The sequence below is a fragment of the Ruegeria sp. CDSA141 genome (assembly GCF_059612005.1).
The window spans coordinates 91,448-106,550 of sequence record NZ_JBXWPT010000005.1 but is presented as its reverse complement, the minus strand read 5'-3'; the positions used below and the strand labels follow the sequence as shown (position 1 = coordinate 106,550).

Annotated in this window: 14 protein-coding genes; 4 read left to right on the top strand and 10 right to left on the bottom strand. The window is 59.5% G+C overall.

Annotation, left to right across the window (positions count from 1 at the left end):
* Positions 1-115: 115 nt before the first annotated feature.
* A complete protein-coding gene (hemP, locus tag AC2FLP_RS09840; protein WP_083445319.1) occupies positions 116-283 on the top strand; it encodes a hemin uptake protein HemP in 168 nt (55 codons plus the stop codon).
* Positions 280-756 (top strand): hypothetical protein, encoded by a 477-nt coding sequence (locus AC2FLP_RS09835; protein ID WP_496683377.1) that lies wholly within the window; start codon positions 280-282, stop codon positions 754-756. Before hemP ends, AC2FLP_RS09835 begins: the two co-directional genes overlap by 4 nt.
* Before the next feature lie 49 nt (positions 757-805).
* On the opposite strand, the gene AC2FLP_RS09830 is transcribed toward AC2FLP_RS09835, so the two are convergent.
* The 8 genes from AC2FLP_RS09830 to AC2FLP_RS09795 form a co-directional block, all read right to left on the bottom strand.
* The gene (locus AC2FLP_RS09830) at positions 806-3,871 is read right to left on the bottom strand and encodes an aminotransferase class III-fold pyridoxal phosphate-dependent enzyme (protein ID WP_496683380.1); all 3,066 of its coding nucleotides are present in this window, start codon (positions 3,869-3,871) and stop codon (positions 806-808) included.
* A gap of 103 nt (positions 3,872-3,974) precedes the next feature.
* Positions 3,975-4,847, bottom strand: a complete 873-nt coding sequence (locus AC2FLP_RS09825) for an NAD(P)-dependent oxidoreductase (protein WP_496683382.1) — start codon at positions 4,845-4,847, stop codon at positions 3,975-3,977.
* A 101-nt stretch (positions 4,848-4,948) separates the two neighbouring features.
* The gene (gene cueR, locus AC2FLP_RS09820; protein WP_117868001.1) at positions 4,949-5,338 is read right to left on the bottom strand and encodes a Cu(I)-responsive transcriptional regulator; all 390 of its coding nucleotides are present in this window, start codon (positions 5,336-5,338) and stop codon (positions 4,949-4,951) included.
* Complete coding sequence (locus AC2FLP_RS09815; protein WP_496683385.1) at positions 5,335-7,803, bottom strand: heavy metal translocating P-type ATPase; 2,469 nt, start codon at positions 7,801-7,803, stop codon at positions 5,335-5,337. Before AC2FLP_RS09815 ends, cueR begins: the two co-directional genes overlap by 4 nt.
* Positions 7,804-7,879: 76 nt before the next feature.
* On the bottom strand, positions 7,880-8,644 hold the full coding sequence (locus tag AC2FLP_RS09810) for an SDR family NAD(P)-dependent oxidoreductase (RefSeq protein ID WP_496683387.1): 765 nt from the start codon (positions 8,642-8,644) through the stop codon (positions 7,880-7,882).
* Positions 8,641-9,573, bottom strand: a complete 933-nt coding sequence (locus tag AC2FLP_RS09805) for an SDR family oxidoreductase (protein WP_299895309.1) — start codon at positions 9,571-9,573, stop codon at positions 8,641-8,643. The genes AC2FLP_RS09810 and AC2FLP_RS09805 overlap by 4 nt, the downstream gene beginning before the upstream one ends.
* Positions 9,570-10,472, bottom strand: a complete 903-nt coding sequence (locus AC2FLP_RS09800) for a bile acid:sodium symporter family protein (protein ID WP_299895306.1) — start codon at positions 10,470-10,472, stop codon at positions 9,570-9,572. The genes AC2FLP_RS09805 and AC2FLP_RS09800 overlap by 4 nt, the downstream gene beginning before the upstream one ends.
* Positions 10,469-11,785, bottom strand: coding sequence for a flavin-containing monooxygenase (locus AC2FLP_RS09795; RefSeq protein WP_299895303.1), 1,317 nt, complete (start codon positions 11,783-11,785; stop codon positions 10,469-10,471). The genes AC2FLP_RS09800 and AC2FLP_RS09795 overlap by 4 nt, the downstream gene beginning before the upstream one ends.
* A gap of 65 nt (positions 11,786-11,850) precedes the next feature.
* On the opposite strand from AC2FLP_RS09795, the gene AC2FLP_RS09790 reads away from it, so the two are divergent.
* Together AC2FLP_RS09790 and AC2FLP_RS09785 are read left to right on the top strand one after the other, a co-directional pair.
* Positions 11,851-12,513, top strand: coding sequence for a TetR/AcrR family transcriptional regulator (locus AC2FLP_RS09790; RefSeq protein WP_496683391.1), 663 nt, complete (start codon positions 11,851-11,853; stop codon positions 12,511-12,513).
* 254 nt (positions 12,514-12,767) lie between these two features.
* Positions 12,768-13,463 carry a THxN family PEP-CTERM protein gene (locus AC2FLP_RS09785; RefSeq protein WP_117868017.1) on the top strand — a complete coding sequence of 232 codons (696 nt, stop codon included), beginning with the start codon at positions 12,768-12,770 and terminating at the stop codon, positions 13,461-13,463.
* Between the two features lie 387 nt (positions 13,464-13,850).
* Here the strand turns inward: AC2FLP_RS09785 and AC2FLP_RS09780 are convergent, their stop codons facing one another.
* Positions 13,851-14,459 carry a pyridoxamine 5'-phosphate oxidase family protein gene (locus tag AC2FLP_RS09780; protein WP_496683393.1) on the bottom strand — a complete coding sequence of 203 codons (609 nt, stop codon included), beginning with the start codon at positions 14,457-14,459 and terminating at the stop codon, positions 13,851-13,853.
* Positions 14,460-14,469: 10 nt separating this feature from the next.
* Complete coding sequence (locus AC2FLP_RS09775) at positions 14,470-14,934, bottom strand: nuclear transport factor 2 family protein (RefSeq protein WP_299895286.1); 465 nt, start codon at positions 14,932-14,934, stop codon at positions 14,470-14,472.
* Positions 14,935-15,103: the final 169 nt, after the last annotated feature.

Sequence of the window (15,103 nt, the reverse complement as noted above, 5' to 3'; positions counted from 1 at the left end):
ACTAAAATAATCAGATTAAGCTTCAGGAACAGAAAGCCAGCCCTTTCGGGGTCAGCCAGATCACATGAAACGCGATAGATATGGCACCATGCCGAAACGCTCTGGAGATGTCCCGATGAACGTACAGAACCCGACCCCAACCCAAGGTTACGCTGTCTCGATGCTTCCCGCGCACAAGGCCGAGGATCTGACCAAGGGCGGCAACCTAGCCCACATAGAACTGGGTGATCAGCTCTATACCCTGCGCATCACCCGCGCAGGCAAACTGATCCTGACGAAATGAGCGCGCCTTTCAAGCGCGGTGGCGCAGCGGTGGGCCGTCTTGCCGATCTCGAACCCGTCGAAGCGGGTGCCGTGATGTATCTGCGGATGTGGAGCGACGGTGAGGGCGGCCGCGCTGATGCTGCCAGCGATTTTCAAGTCGCGCTGGGCTCGGATTGCGGGCGTGCCGCAATGCTGACCCTGGATCGCTTATGTTCGCTATGCGCCACCCATGGCCGCCGCCCTCTGATCCGGCATGGTCTTGGATGTGCTTGCCTTGGCGCGGATGAGAATTGCTTTGCCCAGATGATCGCGGCAGCGTCCGAAGGGGCGCGTGAAGATGCGATGATGCTGGCGTCCTTGATCGTACGTCCGGATTTTGCCCCCGCTTTGGCGTCCCTGTCGGAAGAACTGGGCCTGATTCTCAGACGTATGACGGCAGGTTTCAAAATGCCGATCACCGGCCACCAGACCCCCTCGGCCGTGCTCCACTGACCCTGAGTGTTGAACGGCCAAACCCCGGCAATACGCCGGGGTTTTTCACTCAGCAGCACCCGCATCCGGCATGGTGATGGTCATGATCGCAAACAAGGGCAGGGGTGAAGTCACCTACCTCGGACAACACATCCCTTAACGCCCATAGGATCATGTCAACATCCTCGGCCTCGATGGTCAGCGGTGGGCGGATTTTCAGAATGCTATCCCTGGGTCCTTCGCTGCCGATCAGGATGCGATGATCGCGCATCCGGTTTTTGACATAGCTGCAAATCTCCGTGCCTTCGCTTCCGTCGGGGTTGATCAGTTCCACGCCGAGAAACAGCCCCATACCCCGCACGTCGCCAACGCAACCAAAGTCGGCTTCGATCTGGCGCAGCCCCGCCATCAGACGATCCCCCATCAGGCGGGCATTGTCCTGCAAGCCTTCGTCGTCAACGATATCCAGCACCTCTTTGCCGATCCGGCAGGACAGGGTCGAGCCGCCAAAGGTCGAAAAGAACTCGATCCCGTTGTTGAAGCTGTCTGCAATCTCTCTGGTTGTCACCAGCACGCCCAGCGGGTGCCCGTTGCCGATTGGCTTGCCCATCACCACGATATCCGGAACCGCGCCCTGGTGCTCGAAGCCAAAGTAATACTCACCCAGACGTCCCAGACCTGTCTGCACCTCATCGGCGATGCAAACGCCCCCGGCAGCACGGATTTTCTCGTAAACCGCAGGCAGATAGCCCTTGGGCGGAATGATCTGTCCGCCGACAGACGGGAAGGTTTCCGCGATGAAACCTGCCACGCCCTGTCCCTTGTCCCGAAGGGCCGCAATCGCCGGATCGACAAGATCAGCAAATCTTTGCGCCCGGTCCGCATCGTCACGCTTGAATGACCCGCGATAGTCATCCGCAACCTCAACCAGTTCAACCCAGTCGGCTTTCCCGATGCCGCCCGGTTTGTTGAACTTGTAGGCCGAGATCGCCACCGCAGCGTTTGTGTTGCCGTGATAGCCGTGATCCGGCGTCACGATCCCTTTCGCCCCGGTATGGGTGCGGGCAAGCCGCAGGGCCAGTTCGTTGGCCTCGGTTCCCGAGTTGACGAAGAAGCAGACCTGTAGGTGATCCGGCAGCTTGGACAGGATCTTGTCGGCAAAAGCTGTCTGGGCCGGGTGCAAGTAGCGGGTGTTCGAGTTCATGCGCCTTAGCTGACCCGCAGCCACAGCCTGAATGCGCGGATGGGCGTGGCCCACATGCGGGACGTTGTTGTAGGCGTCCAGATAGGGGCGGCCCCATTCGTCGAACAGGTGATGCTTCCAGCCGCGCACCAGCATGACCGGATCGTCATAGGTCAAGGACAGGTTGCCCCCGAAATGCGCCCGCCGTTTGTTCAGGATTTCCGCTTTGTCAGTGGGTTGATAGAACACCTTGTCATCCGGCAGGTTCAGCAACGCTGCCGGGTTCGGGCAGACCGCGTGCCACAGCTCCATCTCGTCCGGATCGCCGACGCCAGGCCAGTCCGCTTCCATGCCATCGGTGGTGAGCGCCAGTTGGAAATGCACATGCGGAGCCCATCCACCATTCTGGCTGGCATCACCCAACCTGGCAAACGCGGCCCCCTGTGCCACCGGGTCGCCAGGTTTCAACCGGTCACAGCATTCAGGGTCCAGATGGCCATAGAGCGTATAGAATGGGTCGCCTTTGGGCGTTTCGTGATGCAGGATGATCACCCCGCCGTAATCAAGATGCTGGTCACGGTTCTCGACCACTTCAACCCGCCCACTCATCGGCGCGTGCAGAACCGTCCCGGCGGGTGCAAACACATCCACCGCCAGATGCACCGTCCGCCTGTCCGAGGCTTTCCACGGACCCTTGCGAAACCCCGGCTCTGCATAGATCAGGCGGGGCTCGTTGTAGTAACCCAGCCACGGGTCTTGCCCGTAGTCTTCACCTACGCGCGCAGCCTCGGCCAAAGGCATGTGGAACGGGTTTTGGGGCCAGACGCAGTTTTCGACCGAAAGCGAGCCCATGGGCACATCGCTCAGATCCTGGCCGAACAGGTCGGCAAACTGCCCCCGATAGTCCTGTAAATAGACGTGGATACGTTCAGCCCCATCAACAACCGGCAACCCGCATGCCGCCCGCAACCGCGCCGACATCAGTCCACCATTGACGGATGCGTTCTCAAGGAACCGCCAAGCGGGAGCCTGAGAGATGGTCACATAGGGATCATCCGGATTCTCGGCCGCCATCAGGGTCGAGTTGACGACCGACACGGCAAGCCGCATCCTCAGCAACGGCCAGATCAGGTCAACCTCATCCGCCCGCAGCCGGTTGGCCGCGTGATAGCCCTTTACCAACGCAGCCAAAGCCCGTTCCGGTTTGGGGTGATCCAGCACGACATAAGCGCCGGCAATCGCCAGATCGCAGATGCGCGGCGCGGCGCACATGTCACCCAGATCGATCAGGCCTGAGATCCGCCGCCGCTCGCTCAGTTCCCCTTCGACCAGAATGTTATAGTCATTGGCGTCGTTGTGGATGGCCTGTTTCGGCAGGTCCGCAAGGACGTCCGCGATTGCAGCGAACGCCTCACAGATCTCCGTTAGCCGCTCCTGTCGCGCGGGATCCGGGATTATGCCCAACTTGTCCGCAATCCAGCCGGCCTGCATCAGATCCCATTTGAAATCAGGTCGGTGCAATCCCTCATGCTCAAACCCTTCCAAGGTCCGGTCGGTTGCCCCCAAAACGCGCCCCAGTTTCAGGATTAGCTCTTCGGATTTTGGGGCGGCCTTCGCGTAACATTGCCCCGGCAGGCACTCCAATAGCCAAACCAACCTGCGCTGTCCTTCAGAATCGGCAATCTCGGGCAGCATTGCGCCGGTCAAACCGGGGAACACCTTGGGAAACGGCAACCCCGGTGCAGCTGTTGCGATATGCGCCAGGGCCTTGATCTGGAGATCAACCAGATCGGCATCGCATCCGGCCCGCATTGCCTTCAGCACATAGTCCTGACCATTGGTGGCGTGCACCAGAAAGTTCAGATCATATTCACCATCCAACCGCGTCAAACGGGCGTCCAGCCCCCAGAGCCGCCGCAGCGCGGCCGTCCAAAAAGCATTCAAATCGTCCATTCCCGTCTCCGCTCCGATCACGCCGGAGCCCTCTTCATCTGGCCAAAAATATCCTCGGGGGGAATCGCGCTTTGGCGCGATGGAGGGCAGACACCCCCCCGCGTTACCCCATGGTCCGCAGGCGCTTGATCAACGACGAGGTGTCCCAGCGGCCACCGCCCAGTTTCTGTACATCCTTGTAAAACTGATCGACCAGAGCGGTGACGGGCAGGGATGCACCGGTTTCATTGGCGGTATCCAGACAGATACCCAGATCCTTGCGCATCCAGTCGACGGCAAAGCCATGTTCAAACTGATCATCCAGCATGGTCTCATACCGGTTTGCCATCTGCCAGCTGCCCGCCGCGCCCTGGCTGATCACCTCGACCACGGCCCTTCCGTCCAAACCTGCCTTTTCGGCGAAGTGTAACGCTTCGCTGAGACCCTGAACCAGACCAGCGATCGCGATCTGGTTGCACATCTTGGTCATTTGGCCCGCACCGCTGTCTCCGATCCGGCGGCAGATTTTGGAGTAGACATTCATCACCGATTCAGCCGCATCATAGGCGGCCTGATCTCCGCCACACATAATTGACAGAACACCGTTTTCAGCGCCTGCCTGACCGCCCGAGATCGGCGCGTCCACAAAGGCGATACCCTGTGAATTGCCGGCAGCGCACAATTCGCGCGTGACCTTTGCAGACACCGTCGTGTGGTCGACGAAAACAGCCCCGCTGGACATGCCGTGAAATGCGCCGTCCCCGCCGGTGCAAACCATGCGCAGATCGTCGTCATTGCCGACGCAGGCCATCACAAACTCGGCGCCTGCAGCCGCGTCTTTCGGGGTGGCCGCCATCGACCCGCCATGCTGCTTCACCCAGGCTTCGGCCTTGGCGGCCGTGCGGTTATAGACAGTGACGTCATGACCTGCGTCCTGAAGATGCCCAGCCATTGGATAGCCCATGACACCCAGGCCAAGGAACGCGACTTTTGCCATTTTGTGATCCTCTCCGCTGTTCGGTCGGCATCAGCGGTGCGTGCCTGACCGAATTGTTTGGCGAAGACAAAGCAAAGCTGCGCCCAAAGGGCAACCCCAAGTCAGCCTTTCCCGCCCAGATCCTGCAGGATCGGGCAATCAGGCCGGTCATCCCCGGCGCAGGCGTCGATCAGGTGGCTCAGCGTTTCGCGCATCGCGTTCAGGTCGGCGATCTTGGCTTCGACCTGTGCCAGATGATCCCGTGCGACTTGTTTCACATCTGCGCTGGCGCGGGTTTCATCCTCGTAAAGCGCCAGCAATGTCCGGCAATCCTCGATGGTGAACCCAAGCGCCCGGGCACGGCCCAGAAAGTTCAGCTTGTGCACGTCCTGTTCGCGAAACCGGCGATAGCCGTTGTCATCGCGCAGCGGTTTGATGAGGTTGATATCTTCATAATACCGGATTGTCTTGGCAGGCAGGCCGGTGCGGGCTGACACATCTCCGATATTCATGCGTGCACCTCCTTGGCGGGCGGGATCGGGGTTTCCGGCACGCTGGCTCGGACGCGACGCAGGCGCAGCGCGTTCGAGACGACAAAGACACTGGACAGCGCCATCGCGCCAGCCGCCAGTGCCGGAGACAACAGATGGCCGCCGAACGGGTAAAGGGCGCCAGCAGCGACGGGGATCAGCAGGACGTTGTAACCAAACGCCCATCCCAGGTTCTGGCGAATGTTTCGCATTGTCCGGCGGCTGATCTCAGTCGCATTTGCAACCCCGCGCAGATCACCGGACATCAGGACGACATCGGCCGTTTCGATGGCTACATCCGTGCCCGTCCCGATGGCAATGCCGATATCAGCCGTTGCCAGCGCAGGGGCGTCGTTGATGCCGTCGCCGACGAAAGCCAGCGTGCCGAACTTGTCCCGCAAGGCGATGATCGCATCCACCTTGCCGTCGGGCAGCACTTCGGCGGTGACGTGATCGATCCCCAGCCGATCAGCCAGAGCCTGCGCGGTGCGCGCATTGTCTCCGGTGACCATGGCCACGGTCAGACCCATTTGGTGGAGCCGCTCCAGCGCCTCTTCGGTGCCGGGTTTGATCGGATCGGACACAGAAAACATGGCCGCAGCCTGCCCATCGAGCGCAACGAACAATGGTGTTGCCCCTTCGGCAGCGCGGGCCTCTGCCTCGCTTGCCAGGGGCCCAAGATCGATCCCGCGTTGTTGCATAAGCCGGTGCGACCCGATCAACGCGTTCCGGCCTTCAACCAGCCCCTGCACGCCAAGCCCGGTCAGGGACCGGACGTCTGTCGCCTTGGGCAGCGTCGCAGGCCCGGCCCGGGTAATCGCCGAAGCTATCGGGTGTTCCGACCGCGCCTCGAGGGCGGCGGCCAGCCGTACAACCTCATCCCTGTCAAATCCGTTCGCCGTCAAAACACTGTCCAATTCCGGACGACCCAGTGTCAGGGTCCCCGTCTTGTCCAGCGCGATGACGCGTGCCTGCTGAAGCTGTTGCAGGGCATCGCCCTTGCGGAACAGAACCCCCAGCTCGGCCGCCCGCCCGGTGCCGACCATGATCGAGGTCGGCGTGGCCAGCCCCATGGCGCAGGGGCAGGCAATGATGAGCACCGAAACACCAGCGACAAGCGCCAGTGGCAGGGCCGGGCTCGGGCCGAAAATCAGCCAGGCTGCGACAGTGATCACGGCGACCAGGATGACCGCTGGGACAAAGCGATATGTAATCCGATCGACCAGGCCCTGGATTGGCAGCTTTGCCCCCTGTGCCTGCTGGACCATGCGGATGACCTGCGCCAGCACCGTGTCGCCCCCCACGCGCGTCGCACGAACCCGCAAGGCACCGGTGCCATTCACGGTTCCCCCGACAACCGCTGCGCCGGCTGATTTGCCAATCGGTATCGGCTCGCCTGTGATCATGCTCTCATCGACGTAAGAGGTGCCCTCGAGCACTTCGGCATCCACCGGCACACGTTCGCCCGGGCGGATGTGCAGGATATCGCCGACCGCGATCTCGGCGATAGGACGGTCTTCGATCCGGCCATCGACTTCGATCCGCGCGCTTTTGGGCTGCAGACCCACCAGCTTACGGATTGCAGCCCCGGTTTTGCTCTTGGCACGGGCCTCCATCAGCCGGCCCAGAAGGATCAGAACGACAATTACGGCTGCGGCCTCGAAATAGACATTGGCTGTACCTTGCGGCAGCGCACCGGGGGCAAATGTGGCCGTGACCGAATACAGATAGGCCGCCCCGGTCCCCAGCGCGACCAGCGCGTTCATGTCCGGCGTGCCCCGCAGCAACGACGGGATGCCTTTGCTGTAAAACACACGACCAGGCCCCAGCAGCAGAGCCGACGTCAGTGCGAACTGAATCAACTGGCTGTTCTGCGCGCCGATGGTGGCGTGAACCCAGTGATGGAAAGCGGGAATCATGTGCCCGCCCATCTCAAGAATGAACACAGGCAGGGCGAGTACGGCAGCCAGTATCGTGGTCCGGGTCAACCTTTGAATTTCGTCATCTTCGCGGTTTTCAGGTTTCGAAGCGCCTTGCAGCCGCGCCGGGTACCCGACTTCAGTTACCACCTGAGCCAGCGCCTCTGGCGTTGTTGCCCCCGCAGCGTAAGTCACTGTGGCAGTTTGAGTCGCCAGATTGACCTGCGCTTCGACCACACCGGGGCTGGCCGTCAGCGCACGCTCGATTTTGCCCACACATGACGCGCAGGTCATGCCTTCAATGCTTAGGTCCGCCCGGCTGGTCTCAGCCGGATACCCTGCGGCATCCAGGGCTTTGGTCAGGGCCGAAACCGGCCCTTCGAAAGCCACCTGCGCGGACTTGGTTGCAAAGTTGACCGAGGCCGCATCTACCCCCGGCACATTTCTCAACGCTGCTTCAACGCTGCCCACACAGGATGCGCATCCCATGCCGGTGATTTTCAGTTCTGTCAGTGCCTTTAGCCCCATGCGACTCGTCCCGGAGGTTTCTTTAGGCTCCAGATGGGGGTTCCAGTGACCGGAAGGTCAAGGGCCCGGGGTAATTTTAGTGTCCCGGGTCGCGCATGTTGCGCTCCATCATGCGCTGATACAGGCGTGGCGAAAGGCGGTTGAGCCACCAGGACAGGCGCGCCACGCGGCCAACCGGGATCATGGACTGCGATTTGTCCAGCCCGCGCAGGATCGTTTCGGCTGCGGCCTCGGGGCTCATTTCGTCCATCCCGTCCTTCGCCGATCCGGGCCGCGCGGTTCCGTCCGTTTGCTCTTGCGCGTTGCCGGGGTTGGTGGCCACAAAGGACGGCGCAGCGATCTGGACCTGAACGCCATGAGGGGCTTCTTCCGAGCGTAGCGATTTGAAGAATCCCTCCAACGCATGTTTCGAGGCAGCATAGGCCGTCCGATGGTAAAGCGGAGCAAAACCGGCCACCGATGAGATGGCCAGATGTGTCCCCTTTGACGCCCGAACCGGGTGCAAAAACGCGCGGGCCATTTCAACAGCCGCAAAGTAGTTGATATCAAACAGTGATCGGTGGCTGGCCGAGTCGGACTTTTCAAAGCCCCGGATTTGCGTGACGCCGGCGTTGTAGATGACCAGATCAATACTGTCGCAGGTCGTGATTGCCCTTTGGCACGCGTTGGCAAGCTGCGCGGGGTCCGTCAGATCACACGCGATTGGAAGCTGGTTCGACCCGGAGTCCAGACCTGAAATATCGAGATCCAGCAGCACCACACGCCACCCGCGACTTTGCAGAGCATGGCTGAGAGCCTGCCCCAAACCGCCCGCTCCACCGGATATGACGGCCGTCTTCATAGCCCGGCCTGCTTTTGCCAGAGCGCGAACACCTGGGCGCTGGTTTTTTCGGGCGTGTAACCGAAGTCGGATTTCAGGGCGGTGTTATCCAGAACCGGTCGATATTGCAGAAATCGCACCTGTTCCGGCCCATAACGGGACAGACCCAGCGGACGCGCAGCGGCCAAAGCCGATTTCAGCGCCCAAGCGGGCAGGCGCAGAACCGGTTTCCCCATGGCGCGGGCCAGATCGGTCACACCCATCGCACCGTCCCCGGCGACGTTGTAAACGCCAATCGGCCCGTCGGTTGCCGCGCGCCGAAGGATACGTGCCAGATCATGCGTCCAAATGAATACAAACGGACTTTCGCTGCCGACCACGGCCAGCAGGCGCGGTTTGTGGAACAGGGCGGTGATCTGGTTTTCGGATCCAGCCCCCAGAACCGTGCCCACGCGCAGAACAACCTGTTCCAGATCGGGGGTGGCTTTGCGCGCTTCGGCCAGGATTTCCTCGACCTGCCTTTTGTGATCGGAATACGGAAACTCGGGGTTGCCTCGCAGCGGATCACCTTCGCGCAGCGGTACTGGGTTGTCCGCGTGATAGCCGTAGGCAGCACCGGAAGACGTGACGACCAACCGGTGCACCCCGTTGGCAATGGCTGCGTTCACCACCTTGCGGGTGCCCTCGACATCAACCGCATATGCCGCCGCACGTTCCATTTTTGGCGGAGGCGTCACGATGGAGGCCAGATGCACTATGACATCCGGCTTCACGTTGCAGATCACACGTGCGGGGGCGTCCGTTGTCACATCCATGGGCAGATAGTGGACGTTTTCCGGCATGCTTTTCGGTTGTTTAAGATCCGTGGCAAAAACCTCGTGCCCCTGAAGTTCGGGCAGCAGCGCCTGACCGACCAACCCGGCGGCACCTGTGATCAGGATACGGGTCATCGCGCGGCCTCGGTTCGGGCCATGACCGACGCCAGGGCAATCCCCGAGATCGCGTGCCAGATGCCCCAGAACGCCGCAACAACGGCCATGCCGCCAAGCCCGTGGAAGAAGGCAAAGATCAACACCAGCCCAAGGCCGGAATTCTGAATGCCGGTTTCGATGGTGATGGCACGGCGATCGAAGGGGGACAGCCGGGTCAGAGTGGCCACAACCCAACCGCCCCCCAGCGCCAGGGCGTTGTGAAGGACCACAAGCCCGGCAACAGCCCCGGCAAAACTGAGGAAAAACCCCCAGTTTGCGGCCAGGGCAAGTACGATGAAGGCCCCAAAAATACCCATCGACAAGTATTGCAGCGGCGCGCGCAAGCGGGCTGTCAGGGCTGGGCGGCGCTGGTTCAGTGCGATGCCCAGGACCAGAGGCAAGATCAGCATCAGCCCGACAAGGATTGCGATTTGTACCGGATCAATCTGGGTCTGCTGCAGGATCGCGCGTGTCGACGGATACAGCCCGCCCCAAAGCGCAATGTTGAAGGGCGTCATGAAAACCGCGCCGATGGTTGCAAAGGCGGTCATCGACACTGACAGCGCCGCATTTCCACCGGCGCGGTGGGTAATGAAGTTCGAAATATTGCCCCCCGGACAGGCGGCGACAAGGATCAGCCCAAGCGCGATCGACGGGCGCGGCTCCGTCATCCACACCAAAGCAAAGGTCAGAGCGGGCAAAACGATGAATTGGGATACCAGTCCGACAAGTACCGGCTTGGGCGCGCGTCGCAAACGATCGAAATCCCGAGGCGTCAGATCGATCGCAATCGAGAACATCACGATCGCCAGTATCGCGTTCAACAGCGTCAGGGAGGTCGGGCTGAAATTCAGTGTGACTTCGTCGATACCACTCATACGGCGGCTTTCCGCAGCCGTTCGATCCACCCGGAAACGGCCTTTCTGTAAGTGGCCTTGTCCACGTAGTAAGCCATTCGCGGCAGATCGATATAGCTCATGCCTCCGGTGGCGCGCGTATAGTCTTTTTGCTTTTCGGTTTTCAGATCGGCCGCCACCGGGCAATCCTTCTGATGACCTTTTATATAGCGCGCCACCATTTCGGCCTGCTCGTGCCTGCCCTGCCAGCCCAGGCCAGTTGCCTCGACCATGCCCAGCACAAAAAGATCGTCCCGTTCCGGGTGTAGCGCGTTCAGGTACAGATGTGGTGCGTCGCCTTGCCAGTTCAGCAAGTCCTTGTCGATGAACGGGTAGTGCAGCTTGTATCCGGTCGCGGCGAGGATCATGTCATACTCTTCGCTCGAGCCGTCCTTGAAATGCACGGTTTGGCCTTCCAGTCGGTCGATATCGGGGCGAATGCGCAGATCACCATGGCCCGCGTGATACAAAACCAGAGAATTCACCACCGGATGGCTTTCATAAAGCTGATAATCAGGCTTGGGAAAACCGTATTTCTGCGGATCGCCAACAAACCAGCTCAGGATCAGGCCGTCTACCTTACGCTTCAGCCACATGGGCAGGCGGATCTTGCCGCCCATTGTGTCGGCAGGTTTGCCGAAGACGTATTTGGGCACGAAGTAATAGCCGCGACGCATGGACAGATCGCAGCGTTTTGCGTGATGGATTGCGTCAACCGCAATGTCGCAGCCGGAATTTCCCGCGCCCACGACCAACACACGCTTGCTGTCGAACTGGCTGGGGTAACGGTACTGCGAGGCATGGATCAATTCGCCGTCAAACGTACCGGGAAAGCTGGGTACATTCGGCTCTGACAGGGTGCCGTTTGCAATCAGAACCCCTGCGAATTCGGCCTGATGCTCGCCGTCGGCATCGCGCCAGAAAACACGCCAACCGTCACCAGATTCGCCCAGCGGTGTGATCCGAGTGACTTCTGCATTGAACTTGTAACTTTCACGCAGGCCGAAACGATCGGCAAAGGCCCGGAAATAGTCGCGCATCGCCCGGTGCGAGGGGTACTCGGCAACCGCCTCATCCATCGGGAAATCTTCGAATTCAGTCATTCGTTTTGAGGAGATCAGATGCGCTGACTCATACATGGTCGATCTGGGGGCATCGATATCCCACAGACCGCCCACATCCGAGTGCAATTCGAACCCCTGAAAGGCGATGCCCTGTTCCTTCAGCACCTTGGCTGCGGCCAAACCCATCGGCCCCGCCCCGATCAGGGCGAATGCGTTGCGCGTCTGTGTCATGAACCCTCCCGAAGTTCGTGATGCTTAACTTGAACGAACGACCAAAATAAGGCAAGATGAAAATCATGAGTCTGAAAAACATAGAAAAGCCAAGGCAAAGAGCAGCGTCCAAGCGGTCTTTGGAGACCAAGGCAAGGATCATGGATGCGGCTGAAACCGTCTTTGCCGACCGGGGATTCGAAGGTGCGTCGATCCGGGATATCGCGGCATTGGCAGGGGTTCAGATTGGTCTTGTGCACCATCATGGTGGTGGCAAGGAAGAGTTGTTTTACAGAACCGTCGCGCGGCGTGCGGACGAACTGGCGCAGCTTCGGGTCGACGCGTTGAACAGGGCCAGGGCTGTTGCTCCGCTGACGCTTCACAGCATTCTGGACAGCTTTATTCGACCCTATGTGGACCTGGCTGAGAAGGGTGGGTCTGGATGGATGGCATATGGACGGTTGGTGGCCCACGTATCGGTTGACCCCAGGTGGCGCGATATCGCAGCAGAGTGTTTCGACCCCACCGCCCAGCTGTTCATCACCGAGATCGCCACGCTTTACCCGGATGTCGATCCAGCCGTTTTGGCAAGTGGCCAAGTTTATTCGGTCTCGGCGATGCTGGCCCATCTCAACAGTGGATGGCGGGTCGAAGCCCTGTCGCAGGGCGGTGACGTGTCCGGCATGGAGCGTCTGGTGGACTTTTGCGCCGCCGGTATCGAAGCAATGGTACGATCCGGTCGTGAATGAACCCTCACGCGACGCGTGACTGTGTGTTCAATCGTTGAGTTGGCGCCCTGGTTTTCCCAATAGCTGTTTCCAGCATCCGGACAGTAGGCGCAGGCTGGATGATTGTATCCCATTTAGCGATCTTTTGGACGCCCTCCGCCTTGATTGAGGTGAAAACGTGGCATCAATGTGGCGCATGAGCTAAAAGTTTAATTATGTTGTGCTGCTCTTTCACAGAGTGGTTTGTAACAAGTATTTATTCGTAAGGTGGGCACATGACATTCATACGAAACATAGCCGCGATTGCTGTTGCAGGCGTGATGGCTGCAAGCGGTGCTTCGGCGCTGACCATTTCCAGCATCTCGCCCTCTTGGCAAAACGTAAATCCAACGTCCGGCGTTTCTGAAAGCACCTCTGGTCCAACGATTTCTCTTCGGTGGGGAAATGGCAGCAGCTCAAGCGGTTACGATTTCACGCCAACAGGCACGCCGATTTCAGGTCTGTTGCCTGATACGGCATTTGCTCTGGGACAGTTCTCGCATCTGAATTTCCCGATCACGGGAACAACGCTGAGCACCGTCGACCTCATTGTCGACATACTGATCAGTGGTGGCCCTCTGGTGTCTTCGTCATTTGCCCTTACGCATAACGAGACATTGAATCGTCCAAGCAATTGTCCGGCGGATTCTACCCCTTGCGATGACATCGTGACCATTACCAATACTTTGGGCTCACAGAACTTCAGCTTTGGTGGGCAGAATTATGTGTTTTCAGTCCTCGGCTTCTCTCAGAACGGCGGCGGCACTATTTCAAACGGCTTCAGCACAACGGAAAACATGCAAAACGTCGCGACGCTGTACGGGCAATACACGATTGCCCCTGTGCCATTGCCCGCCGCTGGCTGGCTGCTTCTTGGCGGCATCAGTGGCTTGTTTGTGATGGGTCGCCGGAAAAAGCGCAGCATGGCCTGACGGCTTTTTGTGCTCTCTCCATTCTTGTGGTGAGAGCATGCCTGGAATCAGGCTGCTCTGGTGAAGCCAGGAATTCGGTCTTTCAGAGCATGCGCCTCACCGGGCCTGAAATGATGGAAATAGCTTGAAACGATACGGGCGCTTGCTGGAAGCCTGTCGGAAGGCCGCCCGATCATCACTCTTGCTGCAAATGTTCGAACAAAATCTTGCTGAACACGGATGGCGGTGACGTTCGCACGGCGCTGGGCGAGACGAAAAAACCGAACATGATGATCAGTATGATCAGGGCAGTACCGGCAAGACAAGCCGCCGAGAGGTGAAAGACCGAGCGAACCATTGCGACACTCCCTTCTCTAAATATCCGGAAATTCTGTGAGGTCTGAAACGTCAGCCTGACTTTGCCAGCTCTTGTTTCAGCCTTTGGTTTTCCGCCTGCAACTCTGCCAACTGCTGCCCCAGCTTGTTCAGATGAGGGCGCAACTCTGCTTCGGTGAAGCGCGGTGTGATGTGGCTTGGGCAGTTCCAGTCCAACGCCTCCACGCGAATGATCACGGCCCGTTCGGCCCGTGCCTCGGAAAGGGTAGCGGCCGCTGCTTCGCCTTCCGTGAATACGACGCGCCCAAGGATCTTGAGACGGCGTCGGTTGGCGTAATCCATCAGGATCATCGCGATGCGATCGTTGCCGTTCAGGTTCCCGCGCGAGATGTACTGTTTGTGGCCCGAAAAATCCGCATATCCGATAGTCTGGGGCCCCAGCACATTCAAAAATCCTGCTGGCCCGCCCCGATACTGCACATAGGGCCAGCCGGTCTCGGACACGGTGGATTGATAGAACCCGTCCCGTGCCTGAATGAACTCTTTCTCGGGGTCGCCGATCAGGTGGCCTTGCTGGGGACCACCTTCAATGAACTTGGTATAGGTTCTGGCCGATCCCATCCTCTCCTGATGGGCGCGGACAGAGGGAGTAAACGTCAGTTCGGCAAAAGCGCGGGGCATGAATGTCCTTTCAAAGACCCAGTTCGGTCAACCCGGGATGGTTTTCAGGGCGTTCGCCCTGGGGCCAATGGAACAGCCGGTCATCTTCTGCAATGGGAAGATCGTTGAGCGAGGCATGGCGATGTGACATGCGTCCGTCATCGGCGAATTCCCAGTTTTCATTGCCATAGGATCTGAACCACTGACTGCTGTCGTCGCGCCACTCATAGGCATAGCGCACGGCTATGCGGTTTCCGGCAAAGGCCCACAGTTCCTTGATCAGGCGATATTCCAGTTCTTTCCGCCATTTGCGGGTCAGAAAGGCGTGGATGTCGGTATGGCCGGACAGGAATTCAGCCCGATTCCGCCATTGACTGTCGTCGGTGTAGGCAGGCGTCACGCGGTCGGCGTCACGACTGTTCCAGGCATTTTCCGCCATGCGCACTTTTTGAGTGGCGGTTTTGAAGGTGAACGGGGGCAATGGGGGTCTGGACATTTTGCAAATGCTTTCAGGTGAGTGAGGCGGCAAGAAGAGCCATGGTCAGAAGGAAGGGGACGTACTGAGGTGGAAAAATGCTGGCGCGACGTTTCATCGGTCAAATCCTCGGGTGTACAGATCGGTTAACTAACAAAAAAGGTGTACCGATCTGTAAACTTTTGCAAGT

What these genes read in the sequence shown, in the direction of transcription:
- hemP (WP_083445319.1), top strand. Translation starts at nt 116, where the DNA reads ATGAACGTACAGAACCCGACCCCAACCCAAGGTTACGCTGTCTCGATG.
- AC2FLP_RS09835 (WP_496683377.1), top strand. Translation starts at nt 280, where the DNA reads ATGAGCGCGCCTTTCAAGCGCGGTGGCGCAGCGGTGGGCCGTCTTGCC.
- AC2FLP_RS09830 (WP_496683380.1), bottom strand. Translation starts at nt 3,871, where the DNA reads ATGGACGATTTGAATGCTTTTTGGACGGCCGCGCTGCGGCGGCTCTGG.
- AC2FLP_RS09825 (WP_496683382.1), bottom strand. Translation starts at nt 4,847, where the DNA reads ATGGCAAAAGTCGCGTTCCTTGGCCTGGGTGTCATGGGCTATCCAATG.
- cueR (WP_117868001.1), bottom strand. Translation starts at nt 5,338, where the DNA reads ATGAATATCGGAGATGTGTCAGCCCGCACCGGCCTGCCTGCCAAGACA.
- AC2FLP_RS09815 (WP_496683385.1), bottom strand. Translation starts at nt 7,803, where the DNA reads ATGGGGCTAAAGGCACTGACAGAACTGAAAATCACCGGCATGGGATGC.
- AC2FLP_RS09810 (WP_496683387.1), bottom strand. Translation starts at nt 8,644, where the DNA reads ATGAAGACGGCCGTCATATCCGGTGGAGCGGGCGGTTTGGGGCAGGCT.
- AC2FLP_RS09805 (WP_299895309.1), bottom strand. Translation starts at nt 9,573, where the DNA reads ATGACCCGTATCCTGATCACAGGTGCCGCCGGGTTGGTCGGTCAGGCG.
- AC2FLP_RS09800 (WP_299895306.1), bottom strand. Translation starts at nt 10,472, where the DNA reads ATGAGTGGTATCGACGAAGTCACACTGAATTTCAGCCCGACCTCCCTG.
- AC2FLP_RS09795 (WP_299895303.1), bottom strand. Translation starts at nt 11,785, where the DNA reads ATGACACAGACGCGCAACGCATTCGCCCTGATCGGGGCGGGGCCGATG.
- AC2FLP_RS09790 (WP_496683391.1), top strand. Translation starts at nt 11,851, where the DNA reads ATGAGTCTGAAAAACATAGAAAAGCCAAGGCAAAGAGCAGCGTCCAAG.
- AC2FLP_RS09785 (WP_117868017.1), top strand. Translation starts at nt 12,768, where the DNA reads ATGACATTCATACGAAACATAGCCGCGATTGCTGTTGCAGGCGTGATG.
- AC2FLP_RS09780 (WP_496683393.1), bottom strand. Translation starts at nt 14,459, where the DNA reads ATGCCCCGCGCTTTTGCCGAACTGACGTTTACTCCCTCTGTCCGCGCC.
- AC2FLP_RS09775 (WP_299895286.1), bottom strand. Translation starts at nt 14,934, where the DNA reads ATGTCCAGACCCCCATTGCCCCCGTTCACCTTCAAAACCGCCACTCAA.